The organism is Oceanobacillus zhaokaii (assembly GCF_003352005.1).
Classification (GTDB): domain Bacteria; phylum Bacillota; class Bacilli; order Bacillales; family Amphibacillaceae; genus Oceanobacillus; species Oceanobacillus zhaokaii.
Map to the genome: position 1 here is coordinate 3,095,105 of NZ_CP024848.1, position 20,061 is coordinate 3,115,165.

Sequence of the window (20,061 nt, forward strand, 5' to 3'; positions counted from 1 at the left end):
TCAGGTCCACTTATCTGCTTCATATAATTTTATCTTAAAACTTTACAATGTGACATTAACATCTTCATCGATGAAAAATCGCTTATACCAAATTAAGAAAACATATACAGTCCAAACATATCGCGCCCGGTTTGCCTTCCCAGTATAATGTTCATCAAGATACCCAACAATTGCTTCTGTATGGAAGAATTCTTTCGCATATTCTGCTTCAAAAACAGCTTTCACTTGCTTGTAATATTTCTCTTGTTTGATCCAGTCTCTAAATGGAACAGGGAAGCCGACTTTTGGTCGATTAGCCCAAGCGTCTGGCAATACTTCATTTGCAGCTTTTCGCAGCACATATTTTGTATCTTTGTCATTTACCTTTAGATGTGCAGGAATTTTCGCAGCCATTTCCATTACTTCTTTATCCAAAAATGGCACACGTAGCTCGATCGAATGCGCCGAGCTCATCTTATCTGCTTTTAGTAGTATATCTCCCGGCAACCAGTGCTTCATATCGATATATTGTTTCTTCGTTACATCGTCTTTCCCTTTAACTTTCAGATAAGACTCACGAACGACTTCAATTGGTGATGGGCCTTGTTTATAACTATTTTGTAAAACTTTTAATGCATCTTCTTCTTTGTATACTTTTGCCTCACCAATAAATTGTTCTTCAACCTTTAGACCGCCTTTTACTAAGAAGTTCGTGATTCGATTCTCAGGCAAACCTTTACTGATGTTTGAGAATAGACGACGAATGAAGAATGGGATTTTTTCATACTTCTTCTCTGAGTTGGTCTTATCATACCAAGCATAACCACCGAATATTTCATCCGCACCTTCTCCAGATAAAAGCACGGTTGCATGCTTACTAGCTAACTCCGCTAAGAAATAAAGCGGTACGGAAGACAGATTTGATTGTGGCTCGTCCATATGATATTGAATCGTTGGAATCACATCAAAAAATTCATCTGCATCAATAATTTTCTTGTGGTTTTCAATGCCAAGTTGTTTTGACAGATCTTCCGCTAAATTCGTTTCATTGAACACACCTTCATAATCCTTAAACCCAACAGAGAACGTCTTATCAGGCTTTAATAATGCAGTGATATAACTTGAATCGACACCACCGGATAAAAATGAGCCAACCTTCACATCACTGATTCGATGATAACTAACGGATTCCTCCATCGTTTCTTTGATTTTATCAACATAATACTCAAGGGTATTTTCTTCTGCATCAAAGTTAATATCCCAATAAGAGTTAATCTCCATTTTCCCATTTTTATAAATCATATAATGGCCAGGTCTTAATTTATAAACCCCTTTGAAAAACGTCTCATCAAGTGCAGAATATTGGAAAGTTAAATATGGCTTAAGTGAATCCTTATTCAATTCCTTATTAAACGAAGGATGCTTCAAAAAGGTCTTTATTTCCGAACCAAAAATAAATGAATTATCCGTTGTATTCTCTGTATAATAAAGTGGCTTAATACCAAAGAAATCACGAGCAATAAAGAGGTGATCTGCTTTTTTATCCCAAATCGCAAAAGCGAACATCCCTCTTAGCTTTTGTAAAATATCAACCCCATACTCTTCATAACCATGGATAATCACTTCTGTATCACTTTGGCTTTTGAAGGTATGTCCTTTTGCAATTAAATCATCCATTAATGCATGATAATTGTAAATTTCCCCGTTAAATATAAGTGCAATTGAGTCGTCTTCATTGTACATTGGCTGGCTTGCATCTGTTGTTAAATCTATAATTTGCAGACGTCTAAAACCAAGTGTCACTTTATCGTCTGAAAAATGCCCATCACTATCGGGGCCACGATGCCCTATTGTGTTCATCATATTCGCTATGACTTTATCATTATCTATCTTTAGCTTGCTATTAGTAAATCCAACAATACCACACATTCCATAATCTCCTCGTATATCAAATATAATATTATCATACTATATTTTGCCGGTTTATGTATAGTGCTATTGTGCCTGTCACTCCCCGAATTTTGTCAGTTCGTTTATTAGAAAAGAACTCAGCAATCCGTATAAATCGGAAACTGAGTTCTTTTAAAGCACTTATTTAATTAGCTTTTCCAGCTTGCTTGCTACATCCTTGCTTATGGCAATCTCTCCACCAAAGATGGAAATTTGGCTTGTGCCTTGTTTTGTAATATAGCTCGCAGTTGAACCAGGTACTGCATTGTGTACGAGAAGAATTGTACTATCATTCTTCGCTGCAAGTACAGCGCCAGTTAGGGCATCTGCATAGTTTTTCCCTGTTGCTACATACAAATGCTTGCTTGCTACTCCGAAATGTTCAGAGATCGCAATATTTGTGTCATAGCGGCTACGACCACTTAATCGAGTCGTTTTCGGAAGTTGTGCTTCAACCTTTTTCGAAACAGCAATTTCTCCACCAACTACAATTGTTTGCTTCGCACCAAGCTGTTTAATTTTGTTCTTTGTTGCATCTGGAAGTTTATTAGATTGTGTTAATAGAATTGGTAAACCTTCCTTTGCAGCATGTGAGGCAACAGATAATGCATCTGGGAAGTCCGTTCCATTTGCTACTACAACTTTTCCAGTGCCCTTAGGTGCAACTTCAGCAGCGATTACTGCGGCTGTATCATATCTGGAATGTCCAGAAATACGTCGTACTTTAAGTCCGGATTTTTCAAGTTTGTCTGAAACAGCTTTACTTACAGCTACTTCTCCACCTAGTATCACGACATTTTTTGCACCGAGTCGATTAATTTCTTTCATTGTATTATCCCATAGTTTATTACCAGGCGTCATTAGGATTGGTGCATCTAATTTATGCGCTAGCGGCACGCCTGCCAATGCATCTGCAAAATTATCCCCACGCGATAGGATAACCGTGTTCGCTCTGCTCCAACCTTTTTTACTGATTTCGATTGCTGTATCGTACCGTGAATAACCTGAAATACGATCCATTTTTTCTGAGACAATATTTAATTTCCCAGCTGTTTCCTGCGCAGTAATATTTCCAGCTTTATCGGTTATGTTCACTTGGATACTAACATTATCCAAATTAAGTTTCGCTGGAACTGTCCAAGTACCTTTATAATTACCAGGTGTCACTTCTTCCATCGTAATTTTAGGTGCATCTTTCGGAAGCTTCACTTCAAAGCTTGCTTTTCCACCTTTTTTATTACTCTCAAACGAGACTTCGACTTTATCTCCTGGGAAAACAGTTTGATTCTTCGATGGTTCTAATTTTCCAATAGTAGGAGCAGTCTGATCCGAAATTACGCTAATCGTTTCGGATTGCTTGTTCCCTAATTTATCTGCTGCTATAACCTTGATTTCATTTTTTCCAGACTTAAGTTCAATCTGTTTATTATACTTGTTCTTTGTTATAGTTGCCTTTGCTCCGTTTACTTCTACAAAATCTAAATGTTTATCGGCAACTGTCCCCTCTACTGTAACTGTTCCTTGACTCGTTTCAATTCCATTTTTGGGACTGTCGATTGTTAATGTTGGTGCCTGTGAATCAAGCGTTACGTTAACTGGGGTCGATTCAATACCTTCTTCACCATTTATCGTTGACACCGCAATTAATTCATTTCCACCTTCTGTTAATTCTGTTGAAATAGCAAAGGTGCCATTGTCGCTAACTTTAATGGTTTCAACCAGCTCACCATTATTTAATAATTGGACTGATGTTTTAGGTGATGCTGTACCCTCAACATTTACTGCCGATTTATTCGTTAAAAGTCCTGCTTGAGGTGATGTTATGACTGGTGCGTCAACTTCATGTGCGACACGAGCACGAATCATAATGTTTCCATCTTCTGCAGGTGATGATTCAAATTCACCTGAATGATACGAATAATTCCGTCCGCTAAATTGGCTAGTTCCATCAAATGCCAGTCCAGGTGAAAGGTAATCTACGTTTGATTGTATATAAACCATATAAAAGTCGCCTTCGACTTGAATATTATAATCTCGTAAATTAACAACTGTCCATTTGTTCAAATCTCTAATTGCTTCCGCTTCTATCGGACCAGCAAGTTTTTCTCCAGGCATCCCATTTGGACCAGAAGCATCCCAAACTTCTACTTGAAAAGCTGTGCCCCCTGGGAATGGCCAATTACTATTATAGAATTTAAATACCCCATCTGTAACAATTCCCGAATCTCTTCCCTCAGGCAGGGACATTTTTACTGCCCAACCATTATCAGGGTAATAATATGCAGATGCATCTTCTGCTGTTCCGTCATCATAATAAATTTCTCCACTTGGAATGGTGTAGAACGGCTTCAATGTAATATTTTGGCTCAAATCTTTAGTAAGTGTTACTGCTATTTCTTGTCCATGATAACCTTCAGCCATCACTTTTAATGTATACGATCCTACATAAGCTGTGAGTGAATAATTACCATTTCTGTCCGATACTATTGGTGCAATATTCGCATCCTCTAAAAATATTAGAGTTGCTCCCTCGATAGCTTCACCTGTCCGCTGATCCGTTACCTTTCCAGATAACGTTGCTTTCGGATTTTCTACCAAAGTAAAATCAGCTTTCACAGTTCCTGTCTCACCAATTGCTACGGATTTTTCTTGTGCATTGAATCCATATGCTTCAGCTAGTACCGTATAAGTCCCAGAATTATGTGGCAATGTGTAGCTTCCTGTATCTGGGTTGGTCATGACAGAACGTCCCGTTTCAAGCACACTTACTTCTGCACTTATTGGCGAACCTTCTTTTGTGGTGACTTGTCCTTCAATTTTCCCTTCTTCACCTATTACCGATGCTACTGCTGCTTTTGCATCAACTAATCCATATCCGAAACCATTATTAGGAGTTTGACTATATTGCCAATTGGTTAATGGAATGGCTGTCTCGATAAGTGTCTGCTCTACTTCATCAACGGTTAAGCTCGAATCTGCAGATAAAAGAAGTGCGATGACACCAGATACTGCTGGTCCAGCCATTGAAGTTCCACTCTTTCCTCCATATCCCCCACCAGGCATCGCGGATCTAATATTCTGACCAGGAGCAGAAATATCTGGCTTCACCTCACCAGGGTACGGAGAAGGTCCTCTTGATGAAAAGACAGCTAAATCATCATAAAAATCGGTTGCACCTGTTGCAAATGATTCTGGATAATTACCAGGTACGCCAATTGTTCCAGCCCCGCTTCCGTCATTTCCAGCTGAGAATTCTGGGAATATACCTGCTGCTCTCCAGTTAATGACCATTTCACGGAACCATTCATTAATTCCTGGTCCGCCACCCCATGAATTATTAACTATATCTGGAGCCTTGTCCGGATCTCCGCCTGGAGCTAATGTCCACTGAGCTCCTCGTAATATATCTGTGCTCCATCCCTTACCATCAGCACCTAAAATCTTTACGCCAATCCACTGGGCGCCGGGGGCAACACCAATTTGATTTTCCCCATTCGGCTCACCACCAACGATTGTCCCTGCCACGTGTGTTCCATGACTATTATCGTCATATGGCGTGGTCTTTCCAGCATATGCATCAAACCAGCTATATGTATGTTCAACTTGTTTTGTATTTGGATTGTAACCACGATATTTTTCTTTTAATGCTGGATGATTCCAATCGACACCAGAATCGATAACCGCTACCACAACACCTGAACCATCAATGCCCCTTTCCCAAACATCGGGTGCACCAACGCGCTCAACATTCCACTCCACATCTTCAATCGTTGATTGAGGTATAGCTTCTCCTTTCTCAACCTTAGTATTTAGCTGAATCTGTTCATTTGGTATAATCTTTTCTACTTCAGGAAAAGTCGCTAGTTTTTCTGCTACCTCTTTCGTAGCTGTAACAGCCATTCCATTTACAATATGAAATGATTCGACGTCTTTTGCATTTCCTTTTTCAACCTCTTGCTCAAGATATTGCTTCACATTCCCTTGTGATTGCTGTGCAGTTGCTTTTAACTCTGATATAACAGCAGAGCGCTGTGCATACTCTTGCTTATAACTAGAAAGTTTTGTTTTTTCTGCCTTTGCTTTTGCATCTTTTGCAACCTGTATGGAATCCGATTTCTCTTTAAACTTTATTAAAAAAGTTACACTATCTTTAGCATCAAATGCTTTCGATAGACTAGCACTTACCTTTTCCTCTGCTACTTCTTCCGAATCTTTCACTGAAGAATAAGCTCTCTCATTCGACTGCGCACTTGCAAGTCCAGGTGAAAGCATTGAAAAAATCATAAGAAACGATAGGAAAATTCCAAAAACCTGGTTTGTCAATCGTCTATTTTTCTGCAATTCTATTCCCCCTAAATTAATTTACTTAATCCAATCTAATTCTATGTATCTAGCTTGTGAATTACTTTGAATAAATTTTCACATACAAAATTGGCCATTTTTCTAATGACCAGGACAATGTGTTGCACTATTTGTTTTGGTTAATACACTCACTTTCTTTTTATTTCTTCAAATCATAGTCTATCAATCTTGCAATATATAAAAATGATTTTTCAGATTGTTATATTAGATAAATTATAAGTAAATAGTACCATAAATCGACATATGAGGAAAGACCTATTAGATTGGATAGCAAAAAAGTAAGGGAGATTGGAGTGAAGCTATAGATAAATCCTGAAGTGCAAAATGCAAAAACTTGTTTAATGATGAATGCTTTGATATGGCTTCCAAGCATTCATCATCATAACTTGTGCTCTTTCTCTGCCTTACTCCCCATACCGATCCCAGTCCACAATACTCTCCAAAACAATCGCTAACAAAATACCCATCAGTAGTCCATTGCTGACCAAAGGCCGAATGATGCTCGGCAGCGTTGTAAAATAACTCGCAGGCATTGTCATGATAATAATCCCAACAAATAGTGGAACCGCTGAACGGTATACATTCACTGTGTTAAACTTGACCTGCTTAAAGAAATCCAACGAGGAATGGAATAATAAAACATAAGATACGAATAGTACCGCACTCCCCACACTAAGTGGTAAAGTTGAGAAAAACCCACCAACTGGGGGGATTAGTCCCATCAATACGAAGAGAAATCCACCAAGTACAAACGGGAGTCTTCTAATATCACCTGTTTGCTTAAGGAATCCGATTGAAGAAACATATGGAGAGTATGGGACAAGTCCAAGAAAACCGGAAATTGCGGAAACAGCACCTGTTATTGTAAATGATGCCCGATACTGTATGTTTGTCGTCTCATTTCTATATATATTGTTTGTCCCTTTAAGCGCCCCGAATGTATTGGCAATATTTAATAATCCAGTTAGAACAATCGTGATGATAATCCCAATGTCCACTTTCGGATTTCCAAATGGGAATAGTGTCACACTTACTTGCAATCCAGCGATCCCCGCTGCAGATGTTTCCGAATCGAATAATATTATGTACAATATCCAACCAGCGATAATACCAATTAATAAACTATATCGCCGAATACTAAGTTTTGCTTTGATATTTATAAAAATGACAATAGTGACAATTATTATCGAAAGTAAGGCTATAGGCAGCTGAATACTTCCCGATTCCGCTGCATTACCAAATGGAATTCCAAGCATCCCTTTCATAAAAATCCCCACGAGCTGTGCCCCTAGTAAAAACATGAATACACCCATTACCGCAGAATTAAATAGCTTAGCAAGATATGTTCCAAGACCTGATAGCCCGATAATCACAGTAATTATTCCTGAAATGATAACCCCGACACTAATGCTTCCACCTAACACGTCTAGTGGCATCCCCTGTGCAGATGCCGTCGTTACTAGTGTCAGAATAACGCCCCACCAGAGTCCAGACTGCCCCTCCATTACTGCTCGGCCGTGCCCGACTAGTGCTTGAAGCATACATGCAATTCCAGTAACGATAAACGATAGCTGTAATAGTGAAACAATGCTTTCCTGTGGTAGCTCAAATGCTTCACCTACTGTAATCGGGATGACGACAATATTTGTAAAAATAAAGAATAACCATTGTATACCTGATAACCAATTATTTGCCTTCATTAATTCCTTCAATATTCCACCATCCTTTTAGAAAACCAAGGCAAACGCCTATTCCTTTGGGCGAATGTCTTAGTTGCACTTATGTAGAAAGAAAAACGAATATACTTCCTTTACTACCAACTAAAACGTACATATGTAATTTCTAAAGAAGTACGCCTATTTCTTCAGTACAAACTCTCGAAGCCCATATGCGACCCCATCTTCCTCACAACTTTTTGTAACATGTGTCGCTTGCTTCTTCACGATTTCTTCCGCATTTCCCATAGCAATGCTCATTCCAGCAACCTCGAACATCGATAAATCATTTAGATTATCACCGATTGCCACTGTATCTTCTAAATCTACATCAAAGTAGTTGGCGATAAATGTCAATGCATTCCCTTTACTTGCGTCTAGATTGCCGATTTCTAACTTCTGAACCCCAGAAGTTGTTAGCGAGATATCCTTCCGACTTGTTAAACGATCTTTCAGTTTTGAGAGGCCTTGCTGATTAAATGATAGGACGAAAATTTTATATACCTCTAATGGCTCATAATCGACATCATGATAATTCAGCACATAGGTAAGTCCATTTTGTTTAAATTGAATGTCGATAATTTTATTCGCAACTACAGCTGCAAAATCAGCATCTCCGTTCTGAAGTTGTTGTACTTCCTGCTCAAGAATATTCCTTCCTGCCTCCTCCACATATACCCCTTGGTTCGTATAAATTTCGAAATATAACCCATTTTCTTCAACGATTTCTATTAATTCCTTAATAAGCTCCGGTTCTAAATAAAGGTTTTGCAGTATTTCTTCATTATGAAATACAATTGCCCCGTTGCCTGTAATAATTGGACATTCCAATTCTGCATCAAGAAGAATTTGCTTCGTGTCATGAAGCGAACGTCCCGAAGAAATAATTACGATATTTCCAGCTTGCTGTACGTCACGAACTGCCTTTGTGTTTTCTTCAGTAATCGAACCATCCTCTGCCAGCAACGTTCCGTCTAAATCGATTGCAATTAGATTCATTGAACTGCCTCCTGGTAAATTTTATTTGTGTTTATTGTACTAATAAGTAGGGAAATATTCTATCAATTACCTTTCGAGTATGATCGTACGTATTGCTCTGAATGGGAGAATCCTGAATATTCGACAAAACTCGGGAAGTGACAGGCACCTCCTAAAAAGGGTATGATAGAGAAAATAAGGTTGAAAGGGGAATTGTCTAACTTATGAAATATACTGGATTTATTGGAACGTATACGAAGAAGGATAGTAAAGGGGTTTATTCTTTTACACTTGATACTGAGGAAGCAAAGATTTCCGATATAAAGGTTGCAGCTGAAATTGGAAACCCAACATACCTGAACATCACAGATGATAAAAACTATTTATACGCGATTGCAACCGAAGATGATAAGGGTGGAATCGCCGCTTACTCTATTGACAAGTCTACAGGTGAGCTGAGATTTTTAAATAAACAAATGGCGAAGGGACCAAATCCTTGTCATGTGAATACCGATCAAATGCACCGTTTCTTATTTAGTACAAACTATCATAAAGGAACAGTCGAGTCCTATTTGCTAGATCAAGAGAATGGAACCATCAGCCCTGTTGTCTCTTCTATTCAACACAACGGAAGTGGTCCAGATCCGAGACAAGAAAAATCACATGTCCATTTTTCAAGTATGACTCCAGATGAAGCCTATCTGGTTGCAATTGATTTAGGCGGTGATTTGCTCTCAACGTATACGGTTAATGAAGATGGGATATTAACAGAAGTGAATCGTGTAGAGCTTCCTGCTGGCAGTGGTCCCAGACACTTGGTTTTCCATCCTAAACTGGAAAATATCGTTTATCTCGTAACAGAGTTCAGTTCAGAGGTCATCGTTTTAAATTATCAGAAGGAAAACGGAAGCTTTACAATCAACCAAACAATTCGTACAATCCCAGAAGGCTTTACTGAAAACAACCAAGGAAGTGCAATTCATATCACTTCTGATGGGAAATTTGTATATTCGGGAAATCGTGGTCATAACAGTCTCGCCATCTTTAAAGCGAACGAGGAAACTGGAGAGCTTAGCTTTGTAGAAAACGTATCAACAGAAGGCGATTGGCCTAGAGATTTCGTCCTCGATCCTACTGAGAAATTCCTAATTGCGACAAACCAAGAATCAAGCAACCTTACATTATTCGTAAGAGATGCAGAAACAGGAAGACTAACCGTAATTGAAAAAGATATTCCAGCACCAGAAGCGGTTTGCATTAAATTCTTATAAAGCAAAACTTCCATTAGCGGTGTTACTGACTATTCAGTTACATGCTGGATAAATTAAAAGAGTGAAGGGACAATAAAACTTGGTCCTTCACTCTTTTAAAATTAAGCGTCAGAAGTATAAGGCCGAGCGGACGATCTCCAACTCTAAATCCAAATAATAAAAAGAAGGACTAAATCCCCTAAGTGGATTTAGTCCCGTCACCATTCTATAAATGTTTGCTTTGAAAATAGTCTTTAAAAGCATGATACATTTCAATTCCTTGAAAATAGAACAAATAAACCGAAGTCAAGGAAAGGAAACCGATTATTACATAGCGTATCCACATCATTTCCATCGTCCTCCTTTGAAAAATTAATATTAAATAATTTTTGCAAACGGAGACGTGATTACGTAATTGGATTGAAAGAACATCGGAATACATAGCCGACATCTCATCCTGATCCTCGTGAAGAAATGATAGATTACGTACGTTACAAATAAAGCTAGGAATATAGCAATATTAAATTTTACTAACGCAAGCTTCTGCTTTTCTGCATCAATTGGATCAAAACTAACTGCATGATTTGTTTGTATCTTTTCCCCTTCATCAACTACTACCACTTGATGATGCTGCGGCGAATCATAAATCATATGCATGTTGAATACACAAATGATCGCAAAAAGCATAAAAAGGATCAAGTATTTTCTCATAAATACACATCCTTTTTCTATGGTGTCATCATTATACACGAAATTAAATCACAATAAAACAATAAACTTTCGACAAGATTTTAATAAAAGACAACTTCTAACTTGCCACCGAAAGCATCCTTATCTATTCATTTCTTACTTATAAACACCCCGAGTCACCACATAAACAGCGACTCAGAGCATTAAGATCATTTATCAATATTATCCAATCTTTAAGCTTCTTCCTTATATCCTGTATGTGCCTTTACACTTACCTCTGCAAAGCGCCTCATATCTGCTTCCTTTGACAAAATCGTCCCAAGATAGCCCCCAAGGAATCCTAGTGGTACGGATATAATTGCAGGATTACTGAATGGGAAGATTGGTTCTCCAACAAATAATGCTGCACCCTCAACAGGTGAGAATACGCTTGGGCTGAGCGACACGAGAATTAATGCCGAGAATAATCCGGTTAGCATTGCAGTTACTGCCCCAGCAGTATTAAATCGTTTCCAATAAATCGTATATAAAATGACTGGCAAATTGGCACTAGCTGCAATACAGAATGCCAGTGAAACAAGGAATGCGACATTGAGATATTGAGCAAATAATGCAAGCACTATCGCCAGCACGGATACACCTAGAGAAGCATAACGTGCGGCATACATTTGTTCTTTTTCGGTTGCCTTTCCTTTTTTTACAATTTCTCCATAAAGGTCATGGGCAAAGGCGGAAGCACCGGATAGTACAAGTCCTGCAACAACCGCTAAAATCGTTGCAAAGGCGACAGCTGAGATGAAGGCGAATAAAATGTCTCCACCTAATACTTGTGCAAGTAATGGCGCGGCCATATTCCCACCCGAATTTGCAGCGATGATGGCATCATATCCGACAAATGCTGCGGCACCGAAGCCTAGAAATAATGTTAGAACGTAGAAAATGCCGATTACCCACGTTGCCGTTATAACTGAGCTTCTTGCTGTTTTCGCATCCTTCACCGTAAAGAAACGCATTAGAATATGCGGCAATCCCGCAGTACCAAGCACTAATGCAAGCATAAGAGAAAGAGTTCCAAGTGGTTGTGTATACTGTAATCCAGGCTTCAAGTAATCAGCTCCATGAACGGTTGCTGATTTTACATCATGAAACATCTGCCCAATATTAAAATCAAATTTTAATAGGACAAGAAAGGACATAATGATCATCCCAATCATCAGGAGAACTGCCTTGACTATTTGTACCCAACTCGTCGCAATCATTCCGCCAAACAGAACATAGACGGTCATCATCACACCAACGATTAGCACCGCAAGCCAGTAATCCAGTCCGAACAATAACTGAATAAGGGCTCCCGCACCAACTAGCTGAGCAATCATGTAGAAAGTAACAATCGTAATTGTACTGAGTGCTGCTGCTCCTCTTACCTTCTTTGCATCAAAACGTGAATTTATCATATCTGCAAGTGTGTATTTTCCTAGATTCCGTAATGGTTCTGCAACTAGAAATAAAACAACTAAGTATGCGATTAGAAAACCAATACTATAAAAGAAGCCGTCAAATCCAAATAGCGCAATGGCACCGGCTATTCCGAGAAACGAGGCTGCTGATAGATAATCTCCAGCAATTGCGATCCCATTTTGCACGCCTGTTAATCCACCACCAGCAGTGTAAAAGTCACCGGTTGTTTGGGTTCGCTTTGCTGCGAAGTAGGTGATAACGAGGGTTAGGATAACGATAGCAATGAACAGGATGATTACGATTGGACTCATTTGCTGTCCCCTCCCCGTTTTATTTCCTCGACTATTTGTTCTGCCTGCTCATCAAAGGTGTTTGCCTTTTTCACATAAATCGTACATAAAATCCATGTCATCGCAAATTGGGAAATTGCAAAAATCCATACCCAGGAAATATCACCAATGGCAGGTGTATTCAGGAATGTTGTGTAAGAAGTTAAGATAGGTAATAAGAAATAAAAGATCAGAAAGAAAATCGTTAATGGTAAAATAAATTTCTTGCGGTCTTCTAAAAGCTTTTTAAATGCATTGCTATTTGCAGCCTTTTCAAAGTCAACCGTATTCCCATTATCTCGTGCCTTATCGTATTCTTGGTTAACAGCCATATCCATCCTCCTTTAATTTCGGTTCCGGGGGTCTCCATTCTTTGACCCCCCGATTTCAACCTTTAATGCAGGCATGCATTCGACTCAACTACCTGCTAAATAATCGCAAAACTACTCCTCCATCGTCGACAAATCACCTGTCGGCAGTCCCAAATCCCATGCTTTTAATACGCGGCGCATAATTTTACCACTTCTTGTTTTCGGTAAGAATTCACGAATTTCAATTTCCCTCGGTGCCGCATGTGCAGCAAGCCCTTGTTTCACAAATAACCTTAGTTCCTCTAATAAATCATCTGACTTCTCATAGCCATCTCGTAAGGAGACAAATGCTTTAATTATTTCCCCTCTGACAGGATCAGGCTTGCCAATTACTGCCGCTTCTGCAACGGCAGGATGCTCGACAAGCTTGCTTTCCACTTCAAATGGGCCTACACGTTCACCAGACGTTTGGATGACATCATCATCACGACCCTCGAACCAGAAATAGCCATCTTCATCTATCGATGCAAGGTCACCAGATTCAAACCAGCCTTCAAATGGAAAATATTGCTTGAATCGCTCCTCATTTTTCCAAATACCCCGCAGCATCGATGGCCATCCAGCCTTGATGCATAATTTCCCCATCTGTCCAGGTGGAAGCTCATTTCCCGCGTCATCTAATATCGCTGCTTTAATACCAGGAAAAGGTTTCCCCATTGATCCTGGCTTTAATTCCATCGAAGGGTAATTAGCAATAATCATTCCACCTGTTTCCGTCATCCACCAATGATCATGTATCCGTAATTGATACACTTTCATTCCCCAGTGAACGACTTCGGCATTTAGTGGCTCGCCAACACTTAAAATATGACGCAATGAGCTTAAATCATATTCTCCTGCGACATTGTCACCAACCGCCATTAACCTGCGAAATGCAGTCGGCGCGCTCAGCCATACAGTGACACCATATGTTTCAATCGTCTTATACCAATCCTCTGGGCTGAAACGACCGCCGCGAATCAGATTCGATGCTCCATTTAGCCATGGACCAAAAATCCCGTATGATGTGCCTGTTACCCAGCCAGGGTCAGCTGTACACCAGAAAATATCATCTTCCTGTAAATCGAGTACCCATTTAGCTGTCTGGTAATGTTGAATCATCGCATTATGAACATGCAGCACACCCTTTGGTTTTCCCGTTGAGCCAGATGTATAATGCAAAATCATACCATCTTCCCTGTCAACCCATTCAATATCTAACTGTGGAGATGCCTTTTTCATTTCTTCTTCGTAGCTATAAAATGCTATATCAGCTGTTTCATCCACCTGGTCAGGTGCATCACCAACGATAATAATATGGTTTAAATGCACAAGTTCTTGATAAGGTACCCGTGGTAGCAATTCCTTCGTTGTAATTAAGGTAGAGGCATCACTATTTTCCAGGCGGTCACGAACCGCTTGCTCCATGAATGCCTCGAATAAAGGTCCAACAATCGACCCATTTTTCAGGATACCTAGTAAACTAACATATAGCTCCGGTGATCTAGGCATAAAGAGGAAGACACGCTCCCCTTTTTCAATGCCAATGTTTCGTAATACATTGCCAAACTGATTCGATAAACGTTTCAAATCTCGAAAAGTATACTTCTCATCTCGGTTTTCATCACTATAATAGAGTGCCACCTTATTTTTCCGCCATGTTTCTGCATGACGATCAATTGCCTCATATGCCATATTTACCTTACCAGTCTCATGCCAGGAGAATTCCTTTTCAACATCCTGCCATTTAAAATCAGCGTATGCCTGATCATAATCAGCCATATTCGTCCGTACTTTTACTGGTGCAATCGTTTCGCTCACGTCCATTTCCCCCAATCAATAATAGTATACTTATAATTGAAAGCGCTTACTAATAAGTATATAGATTCCTTTCTGTATATGGTGGAAATCGGGTTAAACGGTTAATTTGAATGTTTCAATTGTAGGATTTAATACATAAAGTGAAACTTCATTCATGAGGGGTACCTTCACTATATGTTAGTTGAACAGAATCAAAAATTTAAGAGCTGCTTATTCCCCACTTCGCATTTTTGTTTTTTTATGCTTAGAGGCGGGGGTCTTATAGCCGTTAATGCGTGGTAAATGGTTATTTCTCAAATAGATCAAATAAATGTTTTCTTGCTGCTCGACTAACAGGGATTGTCGTTTGTTCCTTATTATTCAAGGTCACATTACTCGTCCCATTAAACCATGGGGTAATATCTTGTATGTGATTCAAATTCACAAGATAGCTGCGATGGGTTCGAAAAAAGGAGTATCCTTGAACCTTTTTTTCCAGTTCCTGTAAAGTCATCCGACTGATGATAACCCTATCCTCCGTATGGATTTCCAGCATTCGATTATATGGTACCGCATAATAAATCGAATCAGGTGAAAGGACAACCATTCGATCATTATCATCAATTAATAGTTTTATAGGATTTGCTGAAGAAATGTCTGGGGAATTGTTCTGTTTCATTTCCAATTGCTGCAATCGTTTCCGGGCACGTTGCATTGCCATTTGAAAGCGCGCAGTATCGTATGGCTTTAGCATGTAATCAATTGCTTCAATCGAAAATGCCTCGATCGCATATTCATCGTATGCAGTAGTAAAAATAAACAAAGGCGGCTTAATAAATGCTAATTCTGTTATCTTCTTCGCTGCTTCAAGTCCATGCATTCCCGGCATATGAACATCGAGGAAAATAACTTCTGGTTCATGCTCTACATATAATTTAACCAGCTGTTCGCCATTTTCTGCACTTGGACAAAGGCTGACATCCTCTTCCTTTTCTAATAAATAGATCAGCTCCTCGCGTGCTAACTGCTCATCCTCTGCAATCATTACATGAATTTTCATCCGGGTTTCCTCCCTAAACATTATATGGAATGTTAAACGATACTTCACTTCCACCTGCAGGCAAATTTCGTATCTGTAAACATGCAGTTTCACCAATTAGATTAATTAACCGTTGATTGACATTATATAACCCTGTTCCACCATTTTGCTTTTCCTCGAATTGAACTTGTCCTACCTGTGTTAAATTTTGCTCTGAAAAACCGAGACCATTATCCCGTACACTAATCCGCACTTTATCACCGTTTCTCTCAATGCGAACCTCAATCCTGCCACCTTCTATTACATCTCCCAAACCATGCTGGACACTATTCTCAACCAGTGGCTGAATCGAGGAGGGCGGAAGATACAAGTTCGGAAATTCCTCCGATTGTAAGACTATGTTAATTCGACTTGCAAAACGTGTCTGGATAATATCAATATATGCTTGGACATGCTCGAATTCCTTTTCTAATGGCACCAGCTGCACCTGAACCAATTTAATATTAAAGCGCATAAATGTTGCCAGCTGAATTGTTAAATGCCTCGCCTTTTCGGGATCCTTACGAAACAAAGCAGCAATCATATGCAGCGTATTAAATAGGAAATGGGGGTTGATTTGTGCTTGAAGATTGCGAAGCACTAAGTCCCGATTATGCAGTTCGAGCTTTTCCCCTTTTATTGTTTTTAGTTGATTGGAAATCAATTGTCCTAGCCCCTCTGCTAACATCAATTCCACTGGTCTTATATGCTGTGCTTTACGAAAATATAATTTAATCAAACCGACCGCGTCTTCTGTTTCCATGATTGGAATAATAATGACGGCCTCAAGTGGGCAATCATCCCGCTCGCAGTTTATTTCTGCTTTTGATTTACTGACAATCAGCTGCTTTGTATCGATTGCTTGTCTTGCAATCTCTGTTGTTATTGGATTACCGACTCGATGATGTCCTGCCCCTAAGCCACAGTGTGCCATGATTACTTGTTTATTTGTCACCGTAACGGCAGCCAATTTCAATTGGTTATAGAGTAAATTTGCAATTCCTTCCGCTTGCTCTTGAAACGAATCTTTTTTCAAAAAAGGAAGTGCATCTTCGGCTATACTTAGCGCCTGCTTTGTCGCTAATGCTGCCTCATTTTCTTGTTCCCGCAATACAATGGCAATCATTGCTGTAAAAATTGCAATCGCAATACTATTGGATAATACGACCGGCAAGCCAATGACATTTACCATTGCAACCATGTCGATCTCCTGTGAATCAAAAATCAGGAGTAAGTGAATCAGTAAAATCGGTGGAAAAATACCAATGAATAATGCTTTGATTGGGGAAATAACGCGCTCTTGTGAAAAGAATCGAGCCGTAAATCCTGCTAGCAGCCCTGTAATTGGATTAACAAGACTTGTAGCAAGAAAGCCGACACCACCTAGGAAAAATAAATGTGTCCCGGCAATTAATCCCGCTCCAAGTCCGACGATTGGACCGCCCAATAATCCAGCAATCACAATTGCAACGAGACTTGAGCTAACGATTAATTCTCCCTCACCAACAGACCAAATAAACGTACGCGTTACTGTAAAATCATCGTTAATAATGACCCCCGTTAGATTACCAGCAATACCAAACAAACCGAATACACCTGCATGGAGAATCGACATTCTTAAGCTAAATTCTCGGTAAAGGATCGATTGAAATTCAGGGATCCTTGTTAAAACGAAAGCGACTACGAGTAATAAACCTAATCGCTCAAATAAAATAAGTGTCAAGTCCATCACTTCTTATCACCCCTCGTATCAACTCCGGTTTGGGCAAGCAGATAAAAGGCTTGAAATTCTTCATTGCTTTCCGAGCTTTTTCCTGAAAGAATAGTCCCCAGATAGGCTGCTAGAAATCCAATTGGAATTGCAATTATTCCAGGATTGTAGAGTGGAACAATTGCTTCCATTAAAATCCACCCGCCATCCGGATGCATAATATGCGGACCAATTAATAATAGGACGAGTGATGCGAGCAAGCCACAAACCATTCCACTAACCGCACCCACTTGATTAAAACGCTTCCAATATAGTGTGAGCAGCAAGACCGGTAGATTACTAGATGCAGCAACGATGAATGTTAAAGAGACGAGAAAGGTAACATTCATATTTTTCAATCCTAGAGCAAATAATGTAGAGATTAGCCCAATCGCAAACGCTGTCCACCTGGCAACAAGTACTTGCTGTTTCTCTGTTGTCTTGCCTCTTTTGATAATATGATAATAAATATCATGAGAGAATGCTGTTGTTGCAGAGATTACTAAACCGGCAACGACTGCGATAATCGTTGTAAAGGCGATTGCAGCAATAAATGCCATTAGGAAGTCCCCACCGAGCACCATTGCGAGCAGCGGAGCAGCTAAATTCCCTGTCGAATCCTTTATAATCAAATCCTCGTATCCAACAAGTGCAACGGTTCCTAGTCCAAGAGTTAACGCTATCAAATAAAACAGACCAATAATCCAGCTCGCTGTAAATAGAGATTTTCGTACTTCCACTGTGTTTCTTACGGTAAAAAGCCGGATTAATATATGTGGCAGACCTGCTGTACCAAGAATCAATGCAAGATGAAGCGAGATTGTTTCCAATGGATTATCAAATAGATTACCAGGCAGGAAAAATTGCTCTCCTAAGGGCGTTCCAAGCTTTACTTGCTGAAGCAATTCGGTCATGCTCCAATTTAGCCTGGAAAAAACAATTAACGCAAGTAAAAAGGTACCAGACATAAGTAAAACTGTTTTCACGATTTGCACCCATGATGTCGCAAACATTCCGCCAAACACAACATAAATCGTCATCAGTCCACCTATAATCAAAACAGAAATAGCATAATCAATATCTAGCAATAAACGAATCAAGAGACCTGCGGCAACTAGTTGAGGAATAATATAAAAAATTGATATGATTAATGTTCCTATAGCCATTAAGCCACGCATATGATAACTCGGAAAACGCGAAAAAATCACGTCTCCAAGTGAATATTTCCCTAAACGATGTACGGGCTCAGCGATGAAAAACAGTACAATTAAATAGGAAACTAAAAATCCAATCGCATACATAAACCCATCAAATCCATTGATTGCAATTGTACCAATTATCCCTAAGAAAGATGCAGCACTTATATAATCCCCTGCAATCGCCATCCCATTTTGAAACCCTGTTAAACTACCAGCAGCAATATAAAATTGATTGGTAGTATTACTTTGCCTTGCAGCCCAATATGTAATAATTAATGTGCAAATAATAATACAGAGGAAAAATAGTAAATATGTAATGTTCATGTGCTCACCTTCTTTTTAGGGAGAAATGGACCGCGGGGACAGGCACTTTGGTCCGAAAAAGTACAAAGACAGCGCATCATTTTAAGAATCAAATATCAAGAGTCATAATTTTACCTTTATTCTAATAAATTTTAAACGATGGGACGGAATATGTAAAGGGAACATTGGAGGATTCGACTCGAGTCAAAGGGCATGCTTCTTCACTATGCTCACCTGTCTTTTTCCTTATGTTGTATTTTATAAAGGCTTGTTTCTCAGTCTCACCTAAGTACACCGAGACTTTTATGTAGTTCGTGTTCCTAGGGGAAGAGATTTGCTGCCGACTTTCTTCAGATTTTAGGTCACCCTTGACACCCATGCCTCAAGCTAATCACTACTACTGCCATCGTGGCTCAGGACTTTAACCCTAGAGAATGTGCGCATGTTTGGCGCATGAAAAAAATGTTGTCACCATCCTCTGGGTGACAACATTAGTTGCGCTCATGTAGTGAGAAAATTTTCTAATATAATCCAAATCACTACGCTCCACTTCAATATCCATAAACGAAATTCTATCTTATCCTTCTGTTTTCACATTCTTTAATTTTACACTCAAAATAATAACAGCAAATAACAGAGTTATTATATTACCAACTAGAATGGCTATATCTTGAATATAAAATCCGTATATAACCCATAAGAACAATCCTGCGGTAAACATTGTGTACATAATCAAAGAAATTCCCTCTGTGTTTTTTTCTTTTATTTTCTTTATCGCTTGAGGTAAAAATGATAAAGTAGTTAATATGGCTGCAATATAACCGAAATAATGAAACGGATGTTCCATTTCCCCAATCCTTCCTGTATATA

At 39.3% G+C, this 20,061-nt stretch carries 14 protein-coding genes; 1 reads left to right on the forward strand and 13 read right to left on the reverse strand.

From position 1 onward, the window contains the following. Positions 1 to 42: 42 nt before the first annotated feature. From asnB to CUC15_RS15610, 4 genes are all read right to left on the reverse strand, one after another. Positions 43 to 1,908: an asparagine synthase (glutamine-hydrolyzing) gene (gene asnB, locus CUC15_RS15595; RefSeq protein WP_114917548.1), complete on the reverse strand. Its 1,866-nt coding sequence runs from the start codon at positions 1,906 to 1,908 to the stop codon at positions 43 to 45. Positions 1,909 to 2,070: 162 nt separating this feature from the next. Further along, positions 2,071 to 6,270, reverse strand: a complete 4,200-nt coding sequence (locus CUC15_RS15600; RefSeq protein ID WP_114917549.1) for a S8 family serine peptidase — start codon at positions 6,268 to 6,270, stop codon at positions 2,071 to 2,073. 425 nt (positions 6,271 to 6,695) lie between these two features. Then, a complete protein-coding gene (locus tag CUC15_RS15605; RefSeq protein WP_205317613.1) occupies positions 6,696 to 8,003 on the reverse strand; it encodes a uracil/xanthine transporter in 1,308 nt (435 codons plus the stop codon). Between the two features lie 144 nt (positions 8,004 to 8,147). Beyond that, on the reverse strand, positions 8,148 to 9,005 hold the full coding sequence (locus CUC15_RS15610; RefSeq protein ID WP_114917550.1) for an HAD family hydrolase: 858 nt from the start codon (positions 9,003 to 9,005) through the stop codon (positions 8,148 to 8,150). Between the two features lie 203 nt (positions 9,006 to 9,208). On the opposite strand from CUC15_RS15610, the gene CUC15_RS15615 reads away from it, so the two are divergent. Beyond that, positions 9,209 to 10,255: a lactonase family protein gene (locus tag CUC15_RS15615; protein WP_114917551.1), complete on the forward strand. Its 1,047-nt coding sequence runs from the start codon at positions 9,209 to 9,211 to the stop codon at positions 10,253 to 10,255. A 205-nt stretch (positions 10,256 to 10,460) separates the two neighbouring features. Here CUC15_RS15615 and CUC15_RS20685 read toward each other — a convergent pair whose 3' ends face one another. From CUC15_RS20685 to CUC15_RS15655, 9 genes are all read right to left on the reverse strand, one after another. After that, entirely contained in the window at positions 10,461 to 10,583 is a 123-nt protein-coding gene (locus tag CUC15_RS20685; RefSeq protein WP_278309180.1) for a hypothetical protein, read from the reverse strand. 29 nt (positions 10,584 to 10,612) lie between these two features. Continuing rightward, positions 10,613 to 10,945 carry a hypothetical protein gene (locus CUC15_RS15620; protein ID WP_114917552.1) on the reverse strand — a complete coding sequence of 111 codons (333 nt, stop codon included), beginning with the start codon at positions 10,943 to 10,945 and terminating at the stop codon, positions 10,613 to 10,615. A 212-nt stretch (positions 10,946 to 11,157) separates the two neighbouring features. Beyond that, complete coding sequence (locus CUC15_RS15625; RefSeq protein ID WP_114917553.1) at positions 11,158 to 12,693, reverse strand: solute symporter family protein; 1,536 nt, start codon at positions 12,691 to 12,693, stop codon at positions 11,158 to 11,160. Then, the gene (locus CUC15_RS15630; RefSeq protein ID WP_423241346.1) at positions 12,690 to 13,049 is read right to left on the reverse strand and encodes a DUF485 domain-containing protein; all 360 of its coding nucleotides are present in this window, start codon (positions 13,047 to 13,049) and stop codon (positions 12,690 to 12,692) included. Before CUC15_RS15630 ends, CUC15_RS15625 begins: the two co-directional genes overlap by 4 nt. Before the next feature lie 105 nt (positions 13,050 to 13,154). Further along, positions 13,155 to 14,888 (reverse strand): acetate--CoA ligase, encoded by a 1,734-nt coding sequence (acsA, locus tag CUC15_RS15635; protein ID WP_114917555.1) that lies wholly within the window; start codon positions 14,886 to 14,888, stop codon positions 13,155 to 13,157. Positions 14,889 to 15,168: 280 nt separating this feature from the next. After that, entirely contained in the window at positions 15,169 to 15,921 is a 753-nt protein-coding gene (locus CUC15_RS15640; RefSeq protein ID WP_114917556.1) for a LytR/AlgR family response regulator transcription factor, read from the reverse strand. Positions 15,922 to 15,934: 13 nt separating this feature from the next. Next, positions 15,935 to 17,668, reverse strand: a complete 1,734-nt coding sequence (locus CUC15_RS15645) for a LytS/YhcK type 5TM receptor domain-containing protein (RefSeq protein ID WP_242986012.1) — start codon at positions 17,666 to 17,668, stop codon at positions 15,935 to 15,937. Further along, positions 17,668 to 19,212 carry a solute symporter family protein gene (locus CUC15_RS15650; RefSeq protein WP_114917558.1) on the reverse strand — a complete coding sequence of 515 codons (1,545 nt, stop codon included), beginning with the start codon at positions 19,210 to 19,212 and terminating at the stop codon, positions 17,668 to 17,670. Before CUC15_RS15650 ends, CUC15_RS15645 begins: the two co-directional genes overlap by 1 nt. A 556-nt stretch (positions 19,213 to 19,768) precedes the next feature. After that, the gene (locus CUC15_RS15655) at positions 19,769 to 20,038 is read right to left on the reverse strand and encodes a SemiSWEET transporter (RefSeq protein WP_114917559.1); all 270 of its coding nucleotides are present in this window, start codon (positions 20,036 to 20,038) and stop codon (positions 19,769 to 19,771) included. Between the last annotated feature and the right edge of the window lie 23 nt (positions 20,039 to 20,061).